16 protein-coding genes and 1 other annotated feature are annotated in these 19,337 nt (G+C 40.5%); of the genes, 1 reads left to right on the plus strand and 15 read right to left on the minus strand.

Translation table 11 applies throughout. The features are described 5' to 3' along the window. Positions 1–321: 321 nt before the first annotated feature. The 10 genes from BLQ13_RS00535 to BLQ13_RS00580 all read right to left on the minus strand — a co-directional run bounded on the left by BLQ13_RS00535 (position 322) and on the right by BLQ13_RS00580 (position 12,026). The gene (locus BLQ13_RS00535) at positions 322–1,425 is read right to left on the minus strand and encodes a hypothetical protein (RefSeq protein WP_090914896.1); all 1,104 of its coding nucleotides are present in this window, start codon (positions 1,423–1,425) and stop codon (positions 322–324) included. Between the two features lie 49 nt (positions 1,426–1,474). Continuing rightward, positions 1,475–1,993, minus strand: coding sequence for an exodeoxyribonuclease X C-terminal domain-containing protein (locus tag BLQ13_RS00540; protein WP_090914897.1), 519 nt, complete (start codon positions 1,991–1,993; stop codon positions 1,475–1,477). A gap of 158 nt (positions 1,994–2,151) precedes the next feature. Further along, positions 2,152–3,483, minus strand: coding sequence for a serine/threonine-protein kinase (locus tag BLQ13_RS00545; protein ID WP_167375601.1), 1,332 nt, complete (start codon positions 3,481–3,483; stop codon positions 2,152–2,154). A 381-nt stretch (positions 3,484–3,864) separates the two neighbouring features. Then, a complete protein-coding gene (locus BLQ13_RS00550) occupies positions 3,865–5,346 on the minus strand; it encodes a caspase family protein (RefSeq protein ID WP_090914902.1) in 1,482 nt (493 codons plus the stop codon). Positions 5,347–5,637: 291 nt separating this feature from the next. After that, complete coding sequence (locus BLQ13_RS00555; RefSeq protein ID WP_090914904.1) at positions 5,638–6,969, minus strand: DUF4062 domain-containing protein; 1,332 nt, start codon at positions 6,967–6,969, stop codon at positions 5,638–5,640. A 194-nt stretch (positions 6,970–7,163) separates the two neighbouring features. Continuing rightward, a complete protein-coding gene (locus tag BLQ13_RS00560; RefSeq protein WP_090914906.1) occupies positions 7,164–7,901 on the minus strand; it encodes a hypothetical protein in 738 nt (245 codons plus the stop codon). Between the two features lie 143 nt (positions 7,902–8,044). After that, positions 8,045–9,127, minus strand: coding sequence for a hypothetical protein (locus BLQ13_RS00565; protein ID WP_090914908.1), 1,083 nt, complete (start codon positions 9,125–9,127; stop codon positions 8,045–8,047). A 461-nt stretch (positions 9,128–9,588) separates the two neighbouring features. Then, positions 9,589–10,671 carry a ComEC/Rec2 family competence protein gene (locus BLQ13_RS00570; RefSeq protein ID WP_167375602.1) on the minus strand — a complete coding sequence of 361 codons (1,083 nt, stop codon included), beginning with the start codon at positions 10,669–10,671 and terminating at the stop codon, positions 9,589–9,591. Between the two features lie 189 nt (positions 10,672–10,860). Then, the gene (locus tag BLQ13_RS00575) at positions 10,861–11,382 is read right to left on the minus strand and encodes a deoxycytidylate deaminase (RefSeq protein ID WP_090914912.1); all 522 of its coding nucleotides are present in this window, start codon (positions 11,380–11,382) and stop codon (positions 10,861–10,863) included. Positions 11,383–11,429: 47 nt separating this feature from the next. Continuing rightward, positions 11,430–12,026 (minus strand): ComEA family DNA-binding protein, encoded by a 597-nt coding sequence (locus BLQ13_RS00580; RefSeq protein ID WP_090914915.1) that lies wholly within the window; start codon positions 12,024–12,026, stop codon positions 11,430–11,432. Positions 12,027–12,211: 185 nt separating this feature from the next. Here BLQ13_RS00580 and comER point away from each other — a divergent pair, with 185 nt between their 5' ends. Then, the gene (gene comER / locus BLQ13_RS00585; RefSeq protein ID WP_090914917.1) at positions 12,212–13,057 is read left to right on the plus strand and encodes a late competence protein ComER; all 846 of its coding nucleotides are present in this window, start codon (positions 12,212–12,214) and stop codon (positions 13,055–13,057) included. On the opposite strand, the gene leuS is transcribed toward comER, so the two are convergent. From leuS to rsfS, 5 genes are all read right to left on the minus strand, one after another. Beyond that, the gene (gene leuS, locus BLQ13_RS00590) at positions 13,038–15,482 is read right to left on the minus strand and encodes a leucine--tRNA ligase (protein WP_090914920.1); all 2,445 of its coding nucleotides are present in this window, start codon (positions 15,480–15,482) and stop codon (positions 13,038–13,040) included. The genes comER and leuS overlap by 20 nt on opposite strands. Positions 15,483–15,556: 74 nt before the next feature. Further along, positions 15,557–15,809: a binding site (T-box leader), on the minus strand. Between the two features lie 113 nt (positions 15,810–15,922). Continuing rightward, positions 15,923–16,879: a phosphotransferase family protein gene (locus BLQ13_RS00595; RefSeq protein WP_090914922.1), complete on the minus strand. Its 957-nt coding sequence runs from the start codon at positions 16,877–16,879 to the stop codon at positions 15,923–15,925. 219 nt (positions 16,880–17,098) lie between these two features. Beyond that, complete coding sequence (locus tag BLQ13_RS00600) at positions 17,099–17,869, minus strand: class I SAM-dependent DNA methyltransferase (RefSeq protein ID WP_090914924.1); 771 nt, start codon at positions 17,867–17,869, stop codon at positions 17,099–17,101. Positions 17,870–18,081: 212 nt separating this feature from the next. Beyond that, positions 18,082–18,987 carry a CvfB family protein gene (locus tag BLQ13_RS00605; protein ID WP_090914926.1) on the minus strand — a complete coding sequence of 302 codons (906 nt, stop codon included), beginning with the start codon at positions 18,985–18,987 and terminating at the stop codon, positions 18,082–18,084. Next, positions 18,984–19,331, minus strand: coding sequence for a ribosome silencing factor (gene rsfS / locus BLQ13_RS00610; RefSeq protein WP_090914928.1), 348 nt, complete (start codon positions 19,329–19,331; stop codon positions 18,984–18,986). The genes BLQ13_RS00605 and rsfS overlap by 4 nt, the downstream gene beginning before the upstream one ends. Between the last annotated feature and the right edge of the window lie 6 nt (positions 19,332–19,337).

Genomic DNA, 19,337 nt, shown 5'->3' on the forward strand with positions numbered 1-19,337 from the left:
TCTCCTATAACTTAGTGTATTGAATTTACATTGCTTCTACTCTACTTCTGCGATTGTCAACGAACAGACTTGGTACTCATTTTTGATTTTTACAGAATAAAGCATAGTTGTAAACATAAATGATGGCAATTCTTAGTTGCACAAGAAATCAATCCTAAAGATAGCGTCTATATAGGCAAATTTCTGTTTATCACGTAGGATAAGTCGCACTTCACGTTATACTGAATCATAATAAAAAAAGCCTGTGTTCCATTTCACTTGGAATACAGGCTTTAGTCCCACTTAATATAAAATTCGAGCTCTTTAATTTCACATCAAATACTATTTATTTTTTTTGATATTTAGAGAAGATAGTACAATACCAGCCATGTAGGACAGCATAGTTATATCAATAATTTTGTTGATACAAAAATGAAAAAATTGGATGATGTGCATCGAAGGTGTCTTTCTAACAAAAGTGTCCATGTTGATATAGAAAGAGTCTGTAGGCATAGGAATTGCAAAATGAAGACAAAATGCATAATAAAATGCCTTCACATAATTGCGGTATAGTAACCACATATCTGATGTGGTGTCAAACTGAGCTGGCTTCATACTTGAAAAGGTTATATATACTAGCGAATAGCACAAATCAGCAAATACGATAGTGATAAAAATTTTAAAAAATAGCTTTTGAATTCCAAGTCTCCCCATATCTTTCACATCAGTAATTTTAGAGTCATAGAAAATCATTTTAATAAGATAATCTATTATAAATATTGCAATTATTATCGAAAAAGCGGTAATACTAATATAAATCATTAAACTGGACTCTAAATCCAACTGCAAATCTAATATCATTAAAGATAATGCGTCATTTGGGTAAAGACTCACATACCAAAAAACAAACAAGAAAAAAAACATGATAAACATAAAGAAACCAACAAACCATACTACTAATTTTAATAACATTGTTAAATTTAATGGCATCCCACATTTTTCATGTAGAAATGACTCAAATTTATCACCAAGAAACTCAAATATTTTATAACTGAAGAAAGTTATTGTAATTAAACCGATTAGGAAGTAAAAAGAACTATATAAATTTAATATTGCCAACGAAAATATCACAACACAAAATGGAGCAAATTTATACTTTCTCCACACAGAACTGTTTACATTGGATTTATTATTAACAATTACATATATAGTAAACAAAAATGAACAAACAATAGATATTAAAAATCTCGTAACTGTATCTTCTTCCACTATGTAAATTAGATACACGTACAGCCACGGCACTGCTCTTAAGCACTTATCTACATTAGTCCAACTCATTAATATAAATTCTCCCCCACTATAAAAACTGAATTCAAAATCCACTTCAGCAGAGAGTATACATTTATATAACTGCTCATCTGTTATTTGTTCAATTACCATCCTCATGTTAGGTACCCCTTTTGGGGGTAATAATACAATAAATATCCTCTTACACTTATGTTTCTCTCCAGATTTTTTTAGAAACATCAAAATTTATTTTTATAGTCTTACTTACTGTTGTATTCTGATGGTTATCCTCCACCACATGATAATCCCCCTGGTGTGAGTTACAATGTGGACAAATATGCATGACATATTTATCTCCAGTCATTTTACTAAAACGCTCTTGTAGCTTCACACCAAAACGATTTGCTAATTCAATCATTGTCCTCGGTTTACTATATGCCAAATCACTGATTAATGGGTAGCCCTCTCTTAGTTCATTCATAACTTCAGGATTAAATAATAGTAAAATATCCATTTCTCCCTTGCAGGACCAACATTTGTACCCTGTGCGCACCTCTACATCCCATTCAAAGGATTCAGGGTCTTCTTGAGGCATTACTTCTATGTAATAAATATATTCATCTTTCTCAGTCAGTCCCTTCTCTTTCATCCACTTAAAATAACTAGGATTGAGGCGATGTACTTCTTCAACAGATCTACCTTTATATTTACCAAATGTCATTTCCATAACTTATTCACCCAATTTTTAATGGCATTTTTAATTATTTTATAAAAACAGACTGCTCACTTGGATTGTTTAGAGAAAATACATAAAAATTATTCTTTGCTCTCGTAGCAGCTACTTCAATCTACGTTCCTCACGTGTGGATCATTGATGATACGCCATCACAGTATTTCTAGAGCTTCAATGAAACTGTAATGTCTTATTGAATTTTCATAGTCATCACGATATTCCAGCAATGTTTCTTTTTTTTCTAAAATAAGCATCGAGTAATGGGTTAAATTATCTACATCATATTCCTTCGACATAAGCTCCTTTAAATGCCCGCTCAATTCTGGAAATCCACATCTACATTCTATTATCGTTCTAAATATGAGTAATTTAGTGTCGATGTAAGAAACATTATTGAACACTCCCATAATAAAACCCCCTAGCTTCTCCATTGCCTTGAAACCCCAGCCTGTTTGTTTGTTAATTCTTAGTAACTGCTTACAATAATTCTGAACAAATTTGTGTACTGAGTACATATCTGCTTTCTGACACCAATATGTAATCAAATCATAACGAATATTAATCAAAGGCTTAAAATACAAGTTATAGGTCCATCCTCCTTGTGAATGTTCTTCATAGTTAAGCAAGTGTTTACTCAAATCGTTCATATAATCAAAATTGAGAAGCTTATACCGATTGTACTCACTTATAATATCTTCTATATTACGCCTAACTTTGTTACTTGTTATTTTCTTGTAGTAAATCACCATTTCTTTTAAAGCTTTGATATCCTTTGGTCTTCGTGTTAACTCAGTATCCATGCATTTATCAATAATACTTCTAATTCTTCCAGTTGGCTTGTATAGCCTTGGGTCTTTTTTTGTCAACATAAAAGCCAACAACGCACCCACTGAATAAATATCAGATTGAACGGTTGTTTGGCTTGTTTGTTCATGCTGCTCTGGTGCAACGAAGCCATCCTGACCTAATCCCATATCTATAGTTTTGGTAAGAGGCGCTGACTCAGAAGTGAAATCTCTTCCCAAACTGAAATCAGCAACTTTCAATGTTACTTGACCTGAGATTACATCAGGAAATAATAAAATATTAGATGGAGCCAGATCACGATGTAAAATATCATGTTGGTGAGCGTGTTCTAGCGCTTCTAAAATCTGCTCTATTAAATAAATTGCTTCTTCTTCAGTTAACGATTCAACAGAATTTTTAACATAATGATGAAGTGTATATGGTGCTTTTGGCATCCTAAACCATGGAGAATCGTCAGACTTAGAATATTCAATTATATTTATGATGTTTGGATGAAAATGGAGTTTTAATAAAATATCTATTTCTCTTAGAAACCTTCGTTTATCTCGAAATTCTCCGTCGTTAAACTCTTTAACTACCTGTCCTGTCGAGACCCCATTGTTAAACAACTCATAGACCATTCCATAAGAACCCTTTCCGATAGCCGTGTACTTACTACATGATTCTCTCCAAGACATTTTTACCTCACCTTTATTCTTTAAGTGTTGGAAAATCTTCATCACTATTTTATCAGATTCACTTGTATTGTCACCTCATATAAGAACATTACAACCCATGCGGATGTCTCAATCAAATGTGACTGTATGAAGTCTCAGCATTAAGAGGATAACAAAAAAATTTAAGCGAACCTACTGTTAATCAATTATATAGCGTTGTAAAAACTTATGAACTTATTCCGGCGTATATAATACCCATGAAAACAAACGAAAAAAAGTCACTGAATCAGTGACTTTTTAAAGGTGCTAAATTCTTTTCTTGGACAATTTTTAAATATCATCGGACACTTTCTACCAGGCACTATCGTAATATTAATGCCAAATAAACTACAAACAAATAATTTATTCAATTAATTTCTGATCAGCATCTGCTAATCTGTGAAAACTTTGCCCAACCGTTGCTAGCATAATTGTCAAATTTTGAGAAACTTTCGGCTTCATTATAAGCTCCTGATCATTTGTTGAGAGAATAAATTTCACTCCATCAGATGTTGAGTATTCAATAAGTCCGGAATTTTCATCTTCTTCTAAAGTGCCACCAATCTGTTCCTCAACATCTTCAAATTTATCAACAATTTCATTGTAGTCCATTTCACCATACACTGGAAAAACAATTTCATTTGGCATAATAGGAAATACATTCTCTATTCCTTCAGGTGGAGTTTCGTTAACTTGGTTGTTTAAATATAACTTCCGTATAATAAGAGCTTCAGAAGGTTCATTTGGATTTTGACGTGTATCAATTGAAAACCTAAAATAACGAGTATCAATATTTCTATCCGATCTAGTTATATCTTTCCGTCGAAGTCCTAATACACTTTTGCATTTATTATAAATATGTTCTATTTCATCCAGTATTATTTGATCCATTCTATTAGAAATAAATTGATCTGTCTCTCTGGATAATCTATTAGGTACAAAATGGACCGACTTGGAATATCCAGGAAGTTTTGAAATTAATCGCATCTCTACCTTACGAAAAAACATATCCTCTTGTGCTAGTCCAAGACCGGCAAACGGAACTGAAAATCCTTTGTTATCATCAGCGGGTATCTCATAAATAGCGAAGGTATTACTACTCGAAATTTCTGCCCATGGATTTTGATTCCCTCTTATTTCTGTTCGTTCGCGAATATACCTAGGTACCGCCGTACTCAAATAATTCTGGAGTGAAGAACTTGTAATAAACTGTCGGTCAATTGCCTCATCGACCTCTCCTTTTAAAGCCTGAAGCAGATGATAGGTCCATATCCCATGTTTTAGATTTAAGCTACCATATGATTTTTCACCACGAGAACACGAGAAAAAAGCCGCACGGTAGTTACTCGATCGGATAAATTCAATGAATTCATCATGTCGCATTCCTGCAATAAAATCACGTCCTAAATCTAGTCCCTCTATAAAAGAGGAGCATGAATCTACAAAGAGTAAGCTCTTGTTACAGGGCGAATTTCGAAGAGGCTCCATCAACACTTTATTCAGCGATACAGATGTTTCCTTTAAATTCTCAGGATGAGTATCCCATGCCGTAAACTTATTTTGACCATTATCAAAAAATCCGTGCCCTGCATAATAAAAAATAAAACGATCATCTTCTTGAAGCATTTGTATTTCATATTTTAATTCATGTTCCAACCTTGTTTTTGTAACGTCAGTGTTAATCCATAATTTTATATTATCATCTGGCACACCCAAATACTCATTAAGCCAGAACTTAAATGCCTTTGCATCATTTGTTGCATACTCTACCTTTTTAATACCAAATTGATATTCTTCAACTGCAATAATCACAGCATACGTGTTTTCAGGTGAAACTACTTTCATGTTCAAGCCTCCGTATTCTTAGGTTGTTTACACTTTTAAAAGATAAGGAAGTGTAGTCATCAGCCCATCTTATTTAGGCTATCGTCAACTGGAAATATACTTATTTATTAAAGATGACTAATATTAGTCTATTCTCTATCTCTCCAATATAGTAAAGTGACGTTCCCCTAATGATTATAGGTACCACTATATTATATGTCAGTTGATATAAAGTCATTCAATTAAATATTTACTATGTTGATGTAGAAAACTTAAAAGGTTCCTCCCTATTACTCGAGAGGAATCTTTTGTTTAATTCACATTAACAGGAATCACTATTGTTGTAGGTTCAGCATATTCATTACAGATAATTGTAGCTATTATTTCAAAAGTTCCCTTCTTAAGTGGGATAATAACATATTCATCGTCAAATGAAGTTCTACGCGTATGAGTCAAAGAATTAAGCCTTAATGTAAGTTTTTGATTCGATAATTTTGACCATGTTTCAGTATTGAAACGAGCTGGTTTCAATAGAACATTGTAATTCTTATTATTATTAAATTCCAATAACGATGTTACATTATATCTTTTCATTAATGAAAGTGCATCATTACCATAAAGTGCGTTATTAGCCTTCTGCTCCATAGAAATCAGAGGGTTTTCAGGTAGTCCGGCTATACTTCTAGGCTCTCGATGCTCGTAGTCAATTTCTAAAATAAGAATTTCATTTGGAAACTCTATATCAACGTATATGTTATTAGCGAGACTTTTCCCGACGTTATGAACCGTAAAATTTAAATTCTGTTTATTTAGTTCAATATGTTTGCTTCTTCTAAGTTCTTTATTATATCGATCAACTGTCTCTGTATTTAAACCAATAAATGTATTGTATTCAATTATCTCACTCTCAATTACGTAAGGCTTCAACCTGTTTTCTATTTCTTGCATATTAATGATTTTCACTTCATTGTTGAGAATAGGATTCTTAAGAGTAAAATTCAAAGAATTAAAATTGTTAAGTAGTAATTTAATCTCAGGCAAATTAGAGTTAAGTTTTCTTAACCCCTCTAACTCCTCTCTCAATTTTCGATTCTCGGTGCTAAGATTGAAAAGTTCCTGAACACTTTCCGAACTTAAGACTTTATCAGCCCGAACCCACCCAGTTCTCGGGTGATTCACCATAGTTTTAGGAAGAGATTTTGCGATTTCAGCCGCCAGCTTATCCTCGGTATCCCAGTAAGAAACGAGCCTACCTGTTTGAACTTTATCAATAAACTTATCCAATTTTTCAACCAAAGATATATCACGATCTCTTTCCTTTGGTGACGTTGGCATATCACGGTCTCTTACAAATGCAATAATAGGAATACCTTGTTCCTTTGCAAAATCGAATTCTTTTTCTGTGTAGCTTATCCCTTCATGACTCAATGAACCATAACGGTGTCCTACGATGAGCAGATAATAATCACTGTCTCTAATCGTCTTCTCAATAAACTTCCATTGCTCATCGTCATCTGAACCGAACATTTCCATTCCCACAGGAAAGTGATACAAGCTCAGTATGGTATCAAAAGTGGTTTTTCTCGCATTAACTAGGTCAGAGTATGTAGAACTAATAAATACTTGATATTTTTTATCAATCATATGCTCCTCCAATTATTTGTAGTTGAATAAGCTAAGTTCTCTCATTCAATTGTTACAAAATAAAATACGATTGTAAACATAAACGATGGCAAACGCGAATAATATGTTGTGACGGACTTCAATGTCTATAATGTATCCATTATTTTATTATGTAATAGATTTTAAACATGAAAAAAGTGTAGCAGAATATTTCACTACACCTTTTTCATGTTTGAAATTGGAACCTTCGCTAACCCCTCTTCGACGTGTTTCTTTTGATTGATTATCTGATCGCGTACAACTCTGTCACGTTTCATTTCTATACGCTGTTCACCGCAGGGGCTACAACCAGGAAGTGGATATTGGGGCAACTCTGGTGGATCAGGAAACGGAAAACAAAGAGGTCCACCAGGGACAATTATCGCGTTTTTTTCACAGTAGTCCCAATTCTCAAAACTTTTCCTACACTTCTCTTCTTGTATACTCAATACGCGATTAGTACCATCCAGTACATACGTAAACATTTCTCTCACCATATCATCATGGTTATCATTAAAAGTAAATTTCGCTTCAGACATAGCAGTTGCTCTTAGAAACGTCAAAATAGTGAGTAAATCAAGTGCATCGCGTAAAATCGGAAATTCTGTAGCACTCTCGAATACGACTCGAATTTCTCCTATTGCCATATTAGCGTCATAAATAATTTTCTCAAGTAAATTCTTGTGCTCAGAGTCAGGTTTATAGTCCTTTAAGTTAAGAAACAAACCCAGATAAATCCCTTCAATTCTTTGTAAGCGCATTTGTTCTAGTTTTGCCGTTATGTCATTCGTCACTTGCTGAGCTGCATCGTAAATCGCTCTGATAATTGAATTAATAGCCTCTTTGTCATTTTGCGACTTTTCACGTTCCTTATAAGCATCCATAATTGCCGTGACGATCTCTACCCAGCCCATTTTTAGCCCCCTTTGTTAAATAGTCTTTCCCGTCTCATTTCTTATGATTCAAGAAAAATACACTGGAAACACGTTAATATCCCAAAACAAACAAGCATTCCCAACACCGGACTGGCTGGGAACGCTTATGGTGAATCTTCAATTCATATTACCTTAAATGCTTCACTTAAAAAATTCGGAATGGAATCTCTTTTATTCAAATCATAGTATTCCTTTGCCGCTGTTAATGAATCTGCGAACGGACTATCAGCAATAGAAACAGGGATCGTTTTTGCTACATCTTTCAGGTTTTCATTGCCAATAATTTCTTGATTGATTCCTTTATAGAAATAATAATCCTCGGAGTAAAGGAAAATAATGTAGTTAATGACCTTTAGTTTTTCTTCAGTCGAAAGTTTTCTAAATTGTTTAAAAAACTTTGAGTATCTATTTTCACCATTTCTACAAAACATCATTATTATGCTATGGGTTTTAAGCGGAAAGACGCATATCTGGATATTTTTTATTACATATTCGCTTAAAGGATTGTAGATGTCATTAATAGTACCACCTTCAAGATCAGAAACTAGGGCAATATTATTCTGAAATGCAATCGGAACAACATAAGGAACGGAGTGAAAATAAGACAAATAATAATTATTATCCCATTTTGATTGACATGCTTTTTTAGCATAACTAAACTCGTCAACGTATTCCTCTAAATCTAATGATCCCACTCCTTCCATTTGACTTAACATTTGCAATTCGCCGAATTCTTTTGTCATATTTCTGTATATTTGAATTTCCAATTGTCTTTTACTAATACTTTTCAGGTAATTTTTCATTGCTATTTGAGAAAGCATCTTGTCCGTCGGTTCTTGATAATAAGCCTCAGGATTTTCATAATCACTAAAAGCTGAACTATCACACTCTCTACAAATTATTTTAAAAGTACCAGCCTCACCTATTCCTTTTTCTTTATCTACCATAGGCATATCGACTAAATTACCAGAATGGTAAAACTTACCTTCTTCAGCTATGTTTTGAAGACAGAACTGGGGAACCGAATGTGAATTACAGAAGCTGCTACAATCTTTTCCACAGATAAGACACTGAGAGTTCTTGGCATTAGCTCTACTAGCCTTGAGCATGTTCCCCACTCTTTTGTTATATTCAACTTTGTTCTTATCATATAAGTTTTTCTCGTTTTGAGTTAACCCTAGTTTGAGCAAAGATACATTATCCACTATTAATCTCTCCCAAAGGTGATTTCATTCGTCATTATCTATCAAGTCAATTATATCAGAATAATGCGTTCCCGTAATCTGCCCATATCAATCATAATTAGCTTCGCACATAAGATATATCAGTTAAAAAGTAATGTTTACTTATCAACAAATAAGGAATTTCAGATCGTTGTTTATCATTGAGTAAAGAAAAAACCTGATGTATCAAGCTTTATCCTAGTGCTCATTATCATTTCCTCTGCAAATTTTATCATTACATGTGAGAATCTTCATGACACCATGACCATTATCATTATCATGGTAATGATAAGTAGCAAAAACGCCAAAATTCGGCGTTTATCAAAATGAATGGTGATAATGACTTCTCAGAAACAGGAACACTAGTTCGCGAATAAACGTTTTATCATGTCATGTGGGAATCGCCCTTGATTTACAAGGCTTTGCGATGTTTATTTTATCATTTACTGTGGAGCTATTATCATTTCGTGTGGTGACCTACACATAGACATCATACCTGCCCGAATGACCGATGGAGAACCGCCCGAGAGCAGTACATATGCTGGGACGAGAACCAGCACAATCGTTAGAGCTGTCTCTCTTGTTAATCTCAGCCATGATAACAGCATGAGCAATGAAGCCACATACACTGCAACATGTGTACCCGAGATGGCGAGGATATGAGTTAATCCGAGCTGTGAGAATTGACCGTACGTACCTGGATCAATATCCTTCGCCATTCCGATGATCAGACCTTTCATGTAACCGGCATGCGGTTCAGGAAACAACCGATCTACCGCCGAACCGAGCAGTAGTCTTGCCGAATCTGTCCACCGTAAGATGTTTATTTTCCCCAGCCCTTCAGGAGACGAAGCATGAACCGAACTGGCCCCCTTCACTTTGACCATCCAATGGATATACTGCGTCCTTAGATAGCTACGATAGTCAAATCCTCCAAAATTTCTGGCTTCACCAGGAAGAACTATCGAGCCTGACAGTTTCAGCTTATCCCCTCGCTTCCAAGATGCTGCTGTATGCTGTTCCTGCTCTTCCATTAATCGGACTTGTACAATGACTCTTTCATTCATTTTGTCCGAAGTCGCTTGTGACTTTAGTGATTGCAAGGAAGGATCTGGCGAAGAATCTTGATTCTTGACTTCCTTATCTGTCTCTTCATACAGCCTAAGAGAAGAAATCTGCATCTCAAAACCTGCCCGATCCCCATCAACCTGCACACCCGATACAAGTTCCCCTTCAACTTGAACATCTAACCCATCAATTACGTCAGTAGATCGATGTAAATATGCTGGCAATGTACTATAATTACGAAAATCATTCCACTCCCACTGTATTAAACCACCTGCAAAAGCAATAACTAAAAGAAGAATCGACCACCCACGAATATTCATGAAACGAAGTAAGAGTGGAAGACATGCCATCGCCCCGACTACTCCCCAAAATAAAGTCCATCCCCCCGTTAATAAACACGCCATGCCACTACCGCACAACCAAAAGATCGTAAAGCGAAGCAATGGTCTGCCTTTCATTCTGTCCCTCTCCCTTCTGCTCATCTCCAAGGCAATAAATACACAAAAAACCCCCGAAGCCCATTCAGGCTAGCCGGAGGTTCTTCCCCATACGGATGAAACTAATTAATATTGAAAATAAAAGATATCCCAGGTGTCATCTGTTCTGACATGATCTGAATCATTTAACCTGTTCTATATAAGTTCTTGCTAATTGCTTACGGTCATCATCGTCTCCCGTGGAGGCTGATAATTCTCCAGTCTACGGAACGAAATGCCTTTCTGATGCATCATATTTTTCACTTTACTCGTATCTTTGGGATATGAGCGATGAAATACAATCTCCGTAACACCACTGTTCGCCAGCATGTTGGCACATGTCCAGCAAGGCTCATCGGTTACATATACAGAGGAACCTTCGCGGTCAATCCGATCCGTGAATAAAAGCAAATTCTGCTCCGCATGGATGGTACGAATACAGCGTTGCTTTTTAACCATTTCTTCCTGCCCGTCCGTGACTACAAGTTCATATTCTTCCGATATCATGCAGCCTGCCTCAGAGCAATCCGCCACTCCCATCGGTGCTCCGTTATAGGCAGTACCCAGCAACTTTTTCCCTTGAACCAGCACAGCTCCTACGTGCCGGCGCGGACAACGGGAACGTGTCGATACCATATAAGCAATGTCCATAAAATACGTATCCCAGTCCTTGCGAAGCTCTGTTGCACTCATGCCGTTTTCTCCTCTCGCCTTGAACCTATTACTATTATGCTGAACTTTTAACGAATCTGTACATAGGGAGCCATCTTCTCCAGCATCTTCATGCCTATGCCCTTCACCTTGGTAAGATCGCTAACTTTGGCAAAAGGACCATGCGCATTGCGATATTCTACAATGGCCTGAGCTTTCTTCTGTCCAATCCCCGGAAGCTCCGTGAGTTTGTTGATAGGTGCCGTATTCACATCGATCTTGCCGTGATCTGCCGTCTCACTGGTTGTTTCGTCAGCTGGTTGAGATGTTGCTTCTGCTTCAGATACAGATGAACGGCTTTCATTCACCTGGGCCTGTGGTTGAGCTGGTGAATTGCCTGACACAGCAGGAGCAACATTAGGCTCCCGAACCTTCGACTCCTGTGCTGGAGCTGCGTCGTCCAATTGCCTACCGCTCACCCCATCTTTAGGCGCAGCATCAGCTACATTCTCGGGAACCAAAGCAGCCGACTGTATCGCAGAAGAATTCTGCTCACTTGTCGGCTGATTGGAGCCGAGCTGCATCGGTTCCCAGCCGCTAGGTGGCTGTTCACTTTTGCCCGACCATAATATTAGTACACATCCAACCACTGCTGCAGCAATGGACAACGCTTTGTTCCATCTCATCTTCCGCACACTCCCTCATATTCAAAATAGAGATCATTTCGAACACGGGCGGTGCTTCCGAACCGTTTCATACTTTCACTTATCTAAAATACATATTTTCATGTCATGTGGACCAGACCCTGATGCATACAATAGAGGGAAGAAACTGCGCCATTACCGTAAAGCATGAAAGGAGGCCTAAACCAATGAAGGTTGGATTTATCGGAACCGGCAGCATGGGCAGTCTGTTGATCTATGCCCTGATCCAATCCGGTGCACTCGAACCCCGTCAGATTGCAGCAAGCAATCGAACTCCATCCAAAGTAAGTCAGCTTTCCCTCCGTTATCCAGGGCTGCATGAATCACAGAGCAATCGGGAAACAGTCATTCGCAGCAACATCATCTTCCTGTGCGTGAAACCGCTGGAATTCAGACATGTCATTGATGATATCCTGCCTGTTGTGAATTCCAATCACATAATTGTCTCGATCACCAGCCCCGTGCAGCTGCGCCATCTGGAATCTTCGCTTCCTTGCAAAGTCTCCAAGGTTATCCCCAGTGTTACACATCAGGTCGGCAGCGGAGCAAGCCTATTCATCCATGGTGAACGTATGACGGCAGAAGATCGCTCACTGCTCGAAGGCCTAATGAGTCATATCGGCAAACCTTATCAAGTGGATGAAGCCTGCACTCGAATCACATCTGACTTCTCCAGCTGTGGCCCTGCATTCATATCCTTCTTTTTGGAGCAATGGATTGAAAGTGCTGTGCGCTTGACAGGTATCAAACGTGCCGATGCCTGCGCCCTTGCCGGTGAGATGCTTCTAGGTACAGGCAAACTGCTCACCGAGGGAGGTTATACCCCACAAGAACTTCAAGCCCGTGTCGCCGTACCTGGCGGAATAACCGCTCAGGCACTTGCGCTGCTGAGAAACAACCTCGATGGTGTTTTTGATAGTCTGATCCATACAACACATGAAAAATACGATGAAGATTTAGTCAAACTGGATGAGGTATTCCGTGCCAGCGAGATTAACCGGCAACAATATTAACCAGTTTGCCTGGAACGGCAATGACTTTGCGAATAGTCTTGCCTTCCAGCGCCTGTTTCACAGGTGCAAGTTCCATCGTGTAGTCCTGCATTCCCTGTGCATCCAGATCCTTCGCGATCGTCGCACGAGTTACAATTTTGCCGTTCACTTGAACTACGATTTCCACTTCTGCATCCACAGTCATAGACTCATCGTATGCAGGCCAAGCCACGTAAGAGATTCCACCCTCGTGTCCAAGACGATTCCACAGTTCCTCTGCCATATGCGGCGCCAGAGGTGACAGCAATTGAACGAAGTTCTCCATCGCTTCGCGAGGCAGCGTCTCTGCTTTGTACGCGTCGTTGATGAAGATCATCAATTGGCTGATCGCCGTGTTGAAGCGCAGATGTTCCAGATCTTCCGTCACTTTTTTAATCGTTTTGTGTGCTGTGCGTTTGAACTCGTCGGTTCCACCGTCAGCTGTAATTTTCTCATTAATCGCACCAGTATCTTCGTTTATGAACAGACGCCATACGCGTGACAGGAAACGATACATTCCCTCTACCCCGTTTGCGTTCCACGGTTTAGTCGCTTCCAGAGGACCCATAAACATCTCATAGAGACGCAGTGTATCTGCACCGAATTCGTTAACAATCTCATCCGGGTTAATGACATTACCGCGAGATTTACTCATTTTCTCATTGTTGGTTCCCAGAATCATACCTTGGTTAACCAGCTTATGGAACGGCTCTTTCGTGTGTACGACACCCAGATCATACAGCACTTTGTGCCAGAAACGAGCATACAACAAGTGTAGTACAGCATGTTCTGCCCCACCGATGTACAGGTCAACTGGCAACCATTGCTGTTGTTTCTCCTGTGAGATCAGTTCCTTGTCATTGTGCGGATCGATAAACCGCAGGTAATACCAGCAGCTTCCCGCCCATTGTGGCATCGTGTTAGTTTCACGGCGAGCTTTCATACCCGTTTCCGGATCAACCGTATTTACCCAATCGGTCACGTTTGCCAGCGGGGATTCCCCTGTACCTGAAGGTTTGATCTGGTCAATGTCAGGCAGCAACAGTGGCAATTGATCTTCTGGCACAGTCTTCATCGTCCCGTCCTCCAGATGCAGAATCGGAATCGGCTCTCCCCAATAACGTTGACGGCTGAACAGCCAGTCGCGCAGACGGTACGTTGTTTTTCCTTGACCTTTGCCGTTCTCTTCGAGCCAAGCGATCATTTTCGCCGCAGCTTCTTCATTGTTCAAACCGTTCAGGAAATCGGAGTTCACATGTGCGCCGTCACCTGTATACGCCTCTTTTGTAACATCTCCGCCGGCAATGACTTCAATGATATTCAGGTCAAACTGCTTCGCGAATTCCCAGTCACGTGCATCGTGGCCTGGAACAGCCATAACAGCTCCTGTACCATAGCCAGCAAGTACATAGTCAGCAATCCAGATCGGCAGCTTCGCTCCGTTAACCGGATTAATCGCGTATGCACCAGTGAACACACCTGTTTTGTCTTTTGCCAAGTCCGTACGTTCCAGATCACTCTTACGCGCAGCTTGCTCCTGATAAGCTTTCACTGCCTCACGCTGTTCTTCGGATGTAATCGCGTCAACCAATTCGTGCTCTGGAGCCAGAACGGCAAAGCTTGCACCGAACAATGTATCTGCACGGGTTGTGAATACTTTGATTACTTCTTCACGGCCTTCGATGGCAAAAACCACTTCAGCCCCGGTCGATTTGCCGATCCAGTTACGCTGCATATCCTTGATGCTTTCCGACCAGTCCAGCTCTTCCAGATCTTCCAGCAAACGCTCTGCGTATTCCGTAATTTTCAGTACCCATTGACGCATCGGTTTACGTACAACCGGGTGTCCGCCACGTTCACTCTTACCGTCAATAACCTCTTCGTTCGCCAGAACCGTGCCCAATGCTTCACACCAGTTCACCGGCACTTCATCGACATAGGCCAACCCTTTATTGTACAGCTGAATAAAGATCCACTGTGTCCATTTGTAATACTCAGGGTCTGTTGTACTGATCTCACGATCCCAGTCATATGAGAACCCGAGAGATTTGATCTGACGACGGAAATTGTCAATGTTGCGGAATGTGATATGACGCGGGTGCTCCCCCGTATCCAGTGCGTGCTGCTCTGCTGGCAGACCAAAAGCGTCCCAGCCCATTGGGTGCAACACATTGTATCCACGCATCCGTTTGTAACGGGATACGATATCCGTTGCAGTATATCCTTCCGGGTGACCTACGTGCAGTCCTGAACCGGACGGATATGGGAACATATCCAGTGCATAAAACTTCGGTTTGGACGGGTCCTCACCTGTTTTAAACGTTTTGTTGTCATCCCAATATTGCTGCCAACTTTTCTCCATCACTTGCGGCTGATAGCCGTGCTTCGGCTGATGATTCTCACTCATCTATAATTCCTCCTTCAGGTTATACGCGCTTTATAACAACAAAAAAAACCTCAGCATCCCGTAGCGTTTGCAGCGCTAGGGACGAGAGGTTGAATTCCCGTGGTACCACCCTAGTTAGCGGACGAACGTGCTTCGTCATCCACTCCCTTTAGACCTGTAACGGCGGTTAACCGATGCGGATTTCCAGTCCTGCACCCAAGGCATAGAACTTTGTAATCACCGCATTTCTCCAAGGCGAGTTCGCAAAATACTGTCAATCGGCTTGCACCAACCGCCGACTCTCTGTCATGTACAGCACCCACTACTGATCCTTATCATCGAAATATGTATACAATATAGGAAGCATTATATAAAAATGCAAGCTCAAAGTCAATATGACATGTCACAATCTCTTTCTCACAAGTCAGACTTTATTGCCCTTCACATGTCAACTGGCATTCTCACATTTTTCTAAACCGTTCAATGCCTTCCTGCATATTACGGATCGTAGATTCAATATGCTCCTTGTTATCATACTTACGGTAATCACATTCAATTCGGAGCGCAAGATCAAAATACAAATCATATAAACTTCTGCGCTTCCGCTCGTTCTCTGTCTCAACCTCACGTCCATATCCTTTGAGAAAACCCGGAGTATAGTTAAAATGACTGAAATAATGCTCCATGAGCGGATCGCCCCATAATGAGCGTTCAAAATCAATAATGGTCGTAATTTGCTTATCCTGGACCAGCACATTGCCATCCCACAGATCCCAGCTAATCAGGGAAGGTTCTGTCACTTCATCCAGTGCATCTGATTTCTCATCAATCAACCGTCTCAGCTCATTGTAATCGATGCCGATATCAACTCCTGAATCTTCACCATCTGCAAGCATATCATGCATGAGCATCAAGAAAGCTTCTCTCCACGTCGCACGTTGTCTGTCCTTTCCGGAAAAATAACCAAACCGCTCTCCCTTAATCTCGTTAATTCGCTGGTTGTACCAGCCTAACTGCTGTTCAACCGCTTCCTGATCTTCGGCAGTTAACTGTGCTTTCACCTGGTTGTATGGAACCCCGGGCATAAACTCCATAATGAAATACTGCGCGGGAGCCATGAGTAGTGAAGCATCATATGCGAGTACCAGAGGCACAGGAACATTTTTAAGCTCCGCAACAAGCTGGAGTGCTTCCACTTCAGCCGTCATCAGGTCCTGTTCACAACGCATCAGATTGGTCGTAGCCGCAGGTGCGATTTTAAGAACAACTTTTCGTCCATCGTCAAGCAAAATTTTATAAGCATGGTTTGCCCAGCCATCGATCATTTCCTCGTAATCTTGAATCGTTACAGCAAGGTGATGCTTAATGATCTGATCCAGCTGTTCTTTGGACAATCTCGTTTTATATGTACTTTCCATCTCTACGACTCCCCCTGTGATTGGAATATAGTTTGCACGTTAAGAAAACGCTTTCTGTTTTCATTCATTATGTCTCTCTTTGCTTCAAGCGGCAATACTTTTTATCATATATGTTCAAAAAAACTGCCTCGAGCAACATACTTACACGTTGCACAAGGACAGTTTCATATTCATATAAATTAGTTTAGCGTCGCTCAATATAATTTTCTCTTTAAACAATCATTTTACAGCCACGTAGAACAGACGCTGTGCGTGATCTCCAGCTTCTTTCCACTCAAAGTCTGCATACACCTTCACATCCCGGAAGCCCGCTTTGCTTAATTCAAGCTTCATCCAATCCGGATCATAAGCCCGTTGCATGTGAATTTCTTCAAATCGCTGATACGTATCCCTATTGCCCTCATCCAATCTAGAAAAAATGCTCAGATGATGCTCAATCTCACACCGCTCCTGATCAAAATCACACGTCCAGATATATGAGACCGAGCGTTCGTCTAACACAAACGGCTGTTCCTCATCATACCGAATCAAGGTATTTGGATGGTGTACATCAAACAAGAATGTACCTCCCGGCTTCAGCATTTCATACGTCCGCTCGAATGTTCGAATGACATCTTCGGATTCCAGCAAATAATTCACGCAATCGCAGAACGAAATGACCGAGTCTACAGGTTCAGGCACCCTCCATTCCCGCATATCCTGCTGTACCCAGCGTACACTGCCTTCCCTGTAAAGACGGTGTCCCTGAGGTGTCGCTTCCATTTTGCTACGCGCAACAGATAACATATCTGCGGAGAGATCAATACCCGTCACTTCAAAGCCAGAGTTCACCAGTGGGATCGTAATGGATCCCGTTCCGCAGCCAAGCTCAGCCACACTTTTGGGCATGCCATGTTGTTCCCAAGCTGTTCTTGCAAACCTTATCCAGTCCGGATAAGGCATATCTTCCATTAATTCATCGTAAACGTAGGCAAATTTCCGGTAAGACATGTCGGCACCGCACTTTCAATTTCATTTTCCTCATCGGATTGGATCAAAAATTCAAACTAAAAAGCAGGGCTTCCGGTGTTTACCCAGTCTGGCCCTGCTTTACTTAAACCGATGCATAAAGCATCGGCTCCATGATACATGCAACATTTCAACCAAAATGAATGCTCTAACTCGAAACATCCATGCTGTATTCGGCTATGCCTGGCCTGTGTCTACTTCTCTTCCTGCTGTGATTTTGGCGCAGAATCAGACAAGTACGTCCAGTTTTCCTTTTGTACCACCAATCCATCTTTCATCAGCTTACCGAGAGCACGTTTGAACGCGGATTTACTAATCCCAAAACGTTGCTTGATAATATCTGGCGGTGTCGCATCGGAATACGGCATGCCGCCCATAGGGCGCTCTTTCATAAAAGCAAGCAGCTTGTCTGCGTCTTCGTTACGCCCAACTTCTTTGCGTTGTGTCATCGCCAAATTTACACGACCGTCTTCACGCACCAGCGTAACCCGACATTTCACCTTTTCACCCAAACGAAGCATATGACTGCGCTCCGAAGAATGGATCATGCCAATCGCTCCAAAACCAAGCACACCACCATCAACAAGTACAAATGTACCCATCTGAAGCGGCTTGTACACCAGAGCTTCCACCCACTCATTCAACCATGTAGTTGGCGCGTGGAAGGCAAGCGGAGCAAGTTCACGTTCTCCGGCCAATTTGGCACGCAGACGTCCTTGCTTGTCATGCTCCATGATCACGAACACCTCATCCCCAACTTGGGGACGCAGTTCTTCAAGTTCAGGCAACTCACGGATGGGAAGCAACAACTGGCGACCAAGACCCATTTCCAGGAAGCAGCCAAGGCGCGGATGCACATCAGCTACGACCAGTTTAGCCATCTCACCCAGCGTGAGGTAAGGTTTTTTCATCGTAACAGCAAGGCGGTCTTCTGTATCAAAGAATACAAAAACCTCCAGCGTTTCACCAATCTTGATATCCCGAGTCAGCTCGGTGTAGTGAAGCAATACATCTTCCGATCCTGTCGTCAAAAAATAGCCAAATGGAGACACTTCACGTGAAACCGGTAGCGAGACGACTGTTCCTGCAATCAAACTCATACCGTTTCCACCACTTTGGCATCAGACCAGAGACGCTCGATATTGTAATATTCACGCTCATCGCGGTGGAATACGTGAACCACGACATCGCCAAGATCCATCAGCACCCAGCGTGCAGAGTCCATGCCTTCAATGCCTTTAATTGTCGCACCAGCTGCGTGAGCCTGTTTACGAATCTCTGTAGCAATCGCCTGTACCTGTGTATCGGAGTTACCGTGGCAGATCACAAAATAATCGGCAACCAGTGAAATATTGTTCAGGTCAAGTGCTACAATGTTTGATGCCTTTTTATCGTCAGCGGCGGTAACCACCATGTTCATAAGTTCTTTCGATGATACTGTCATGAACCA

The organism is Paenibacillus polysaccharolyticus, from assembly GCF_900102085.1.
Lineage (GTDB): Bacteria > Bacillota > Bacilli > Paenibacillales > Paenibacillaceae > Paenibacillus > Paenibacillus polysaccharolyticus.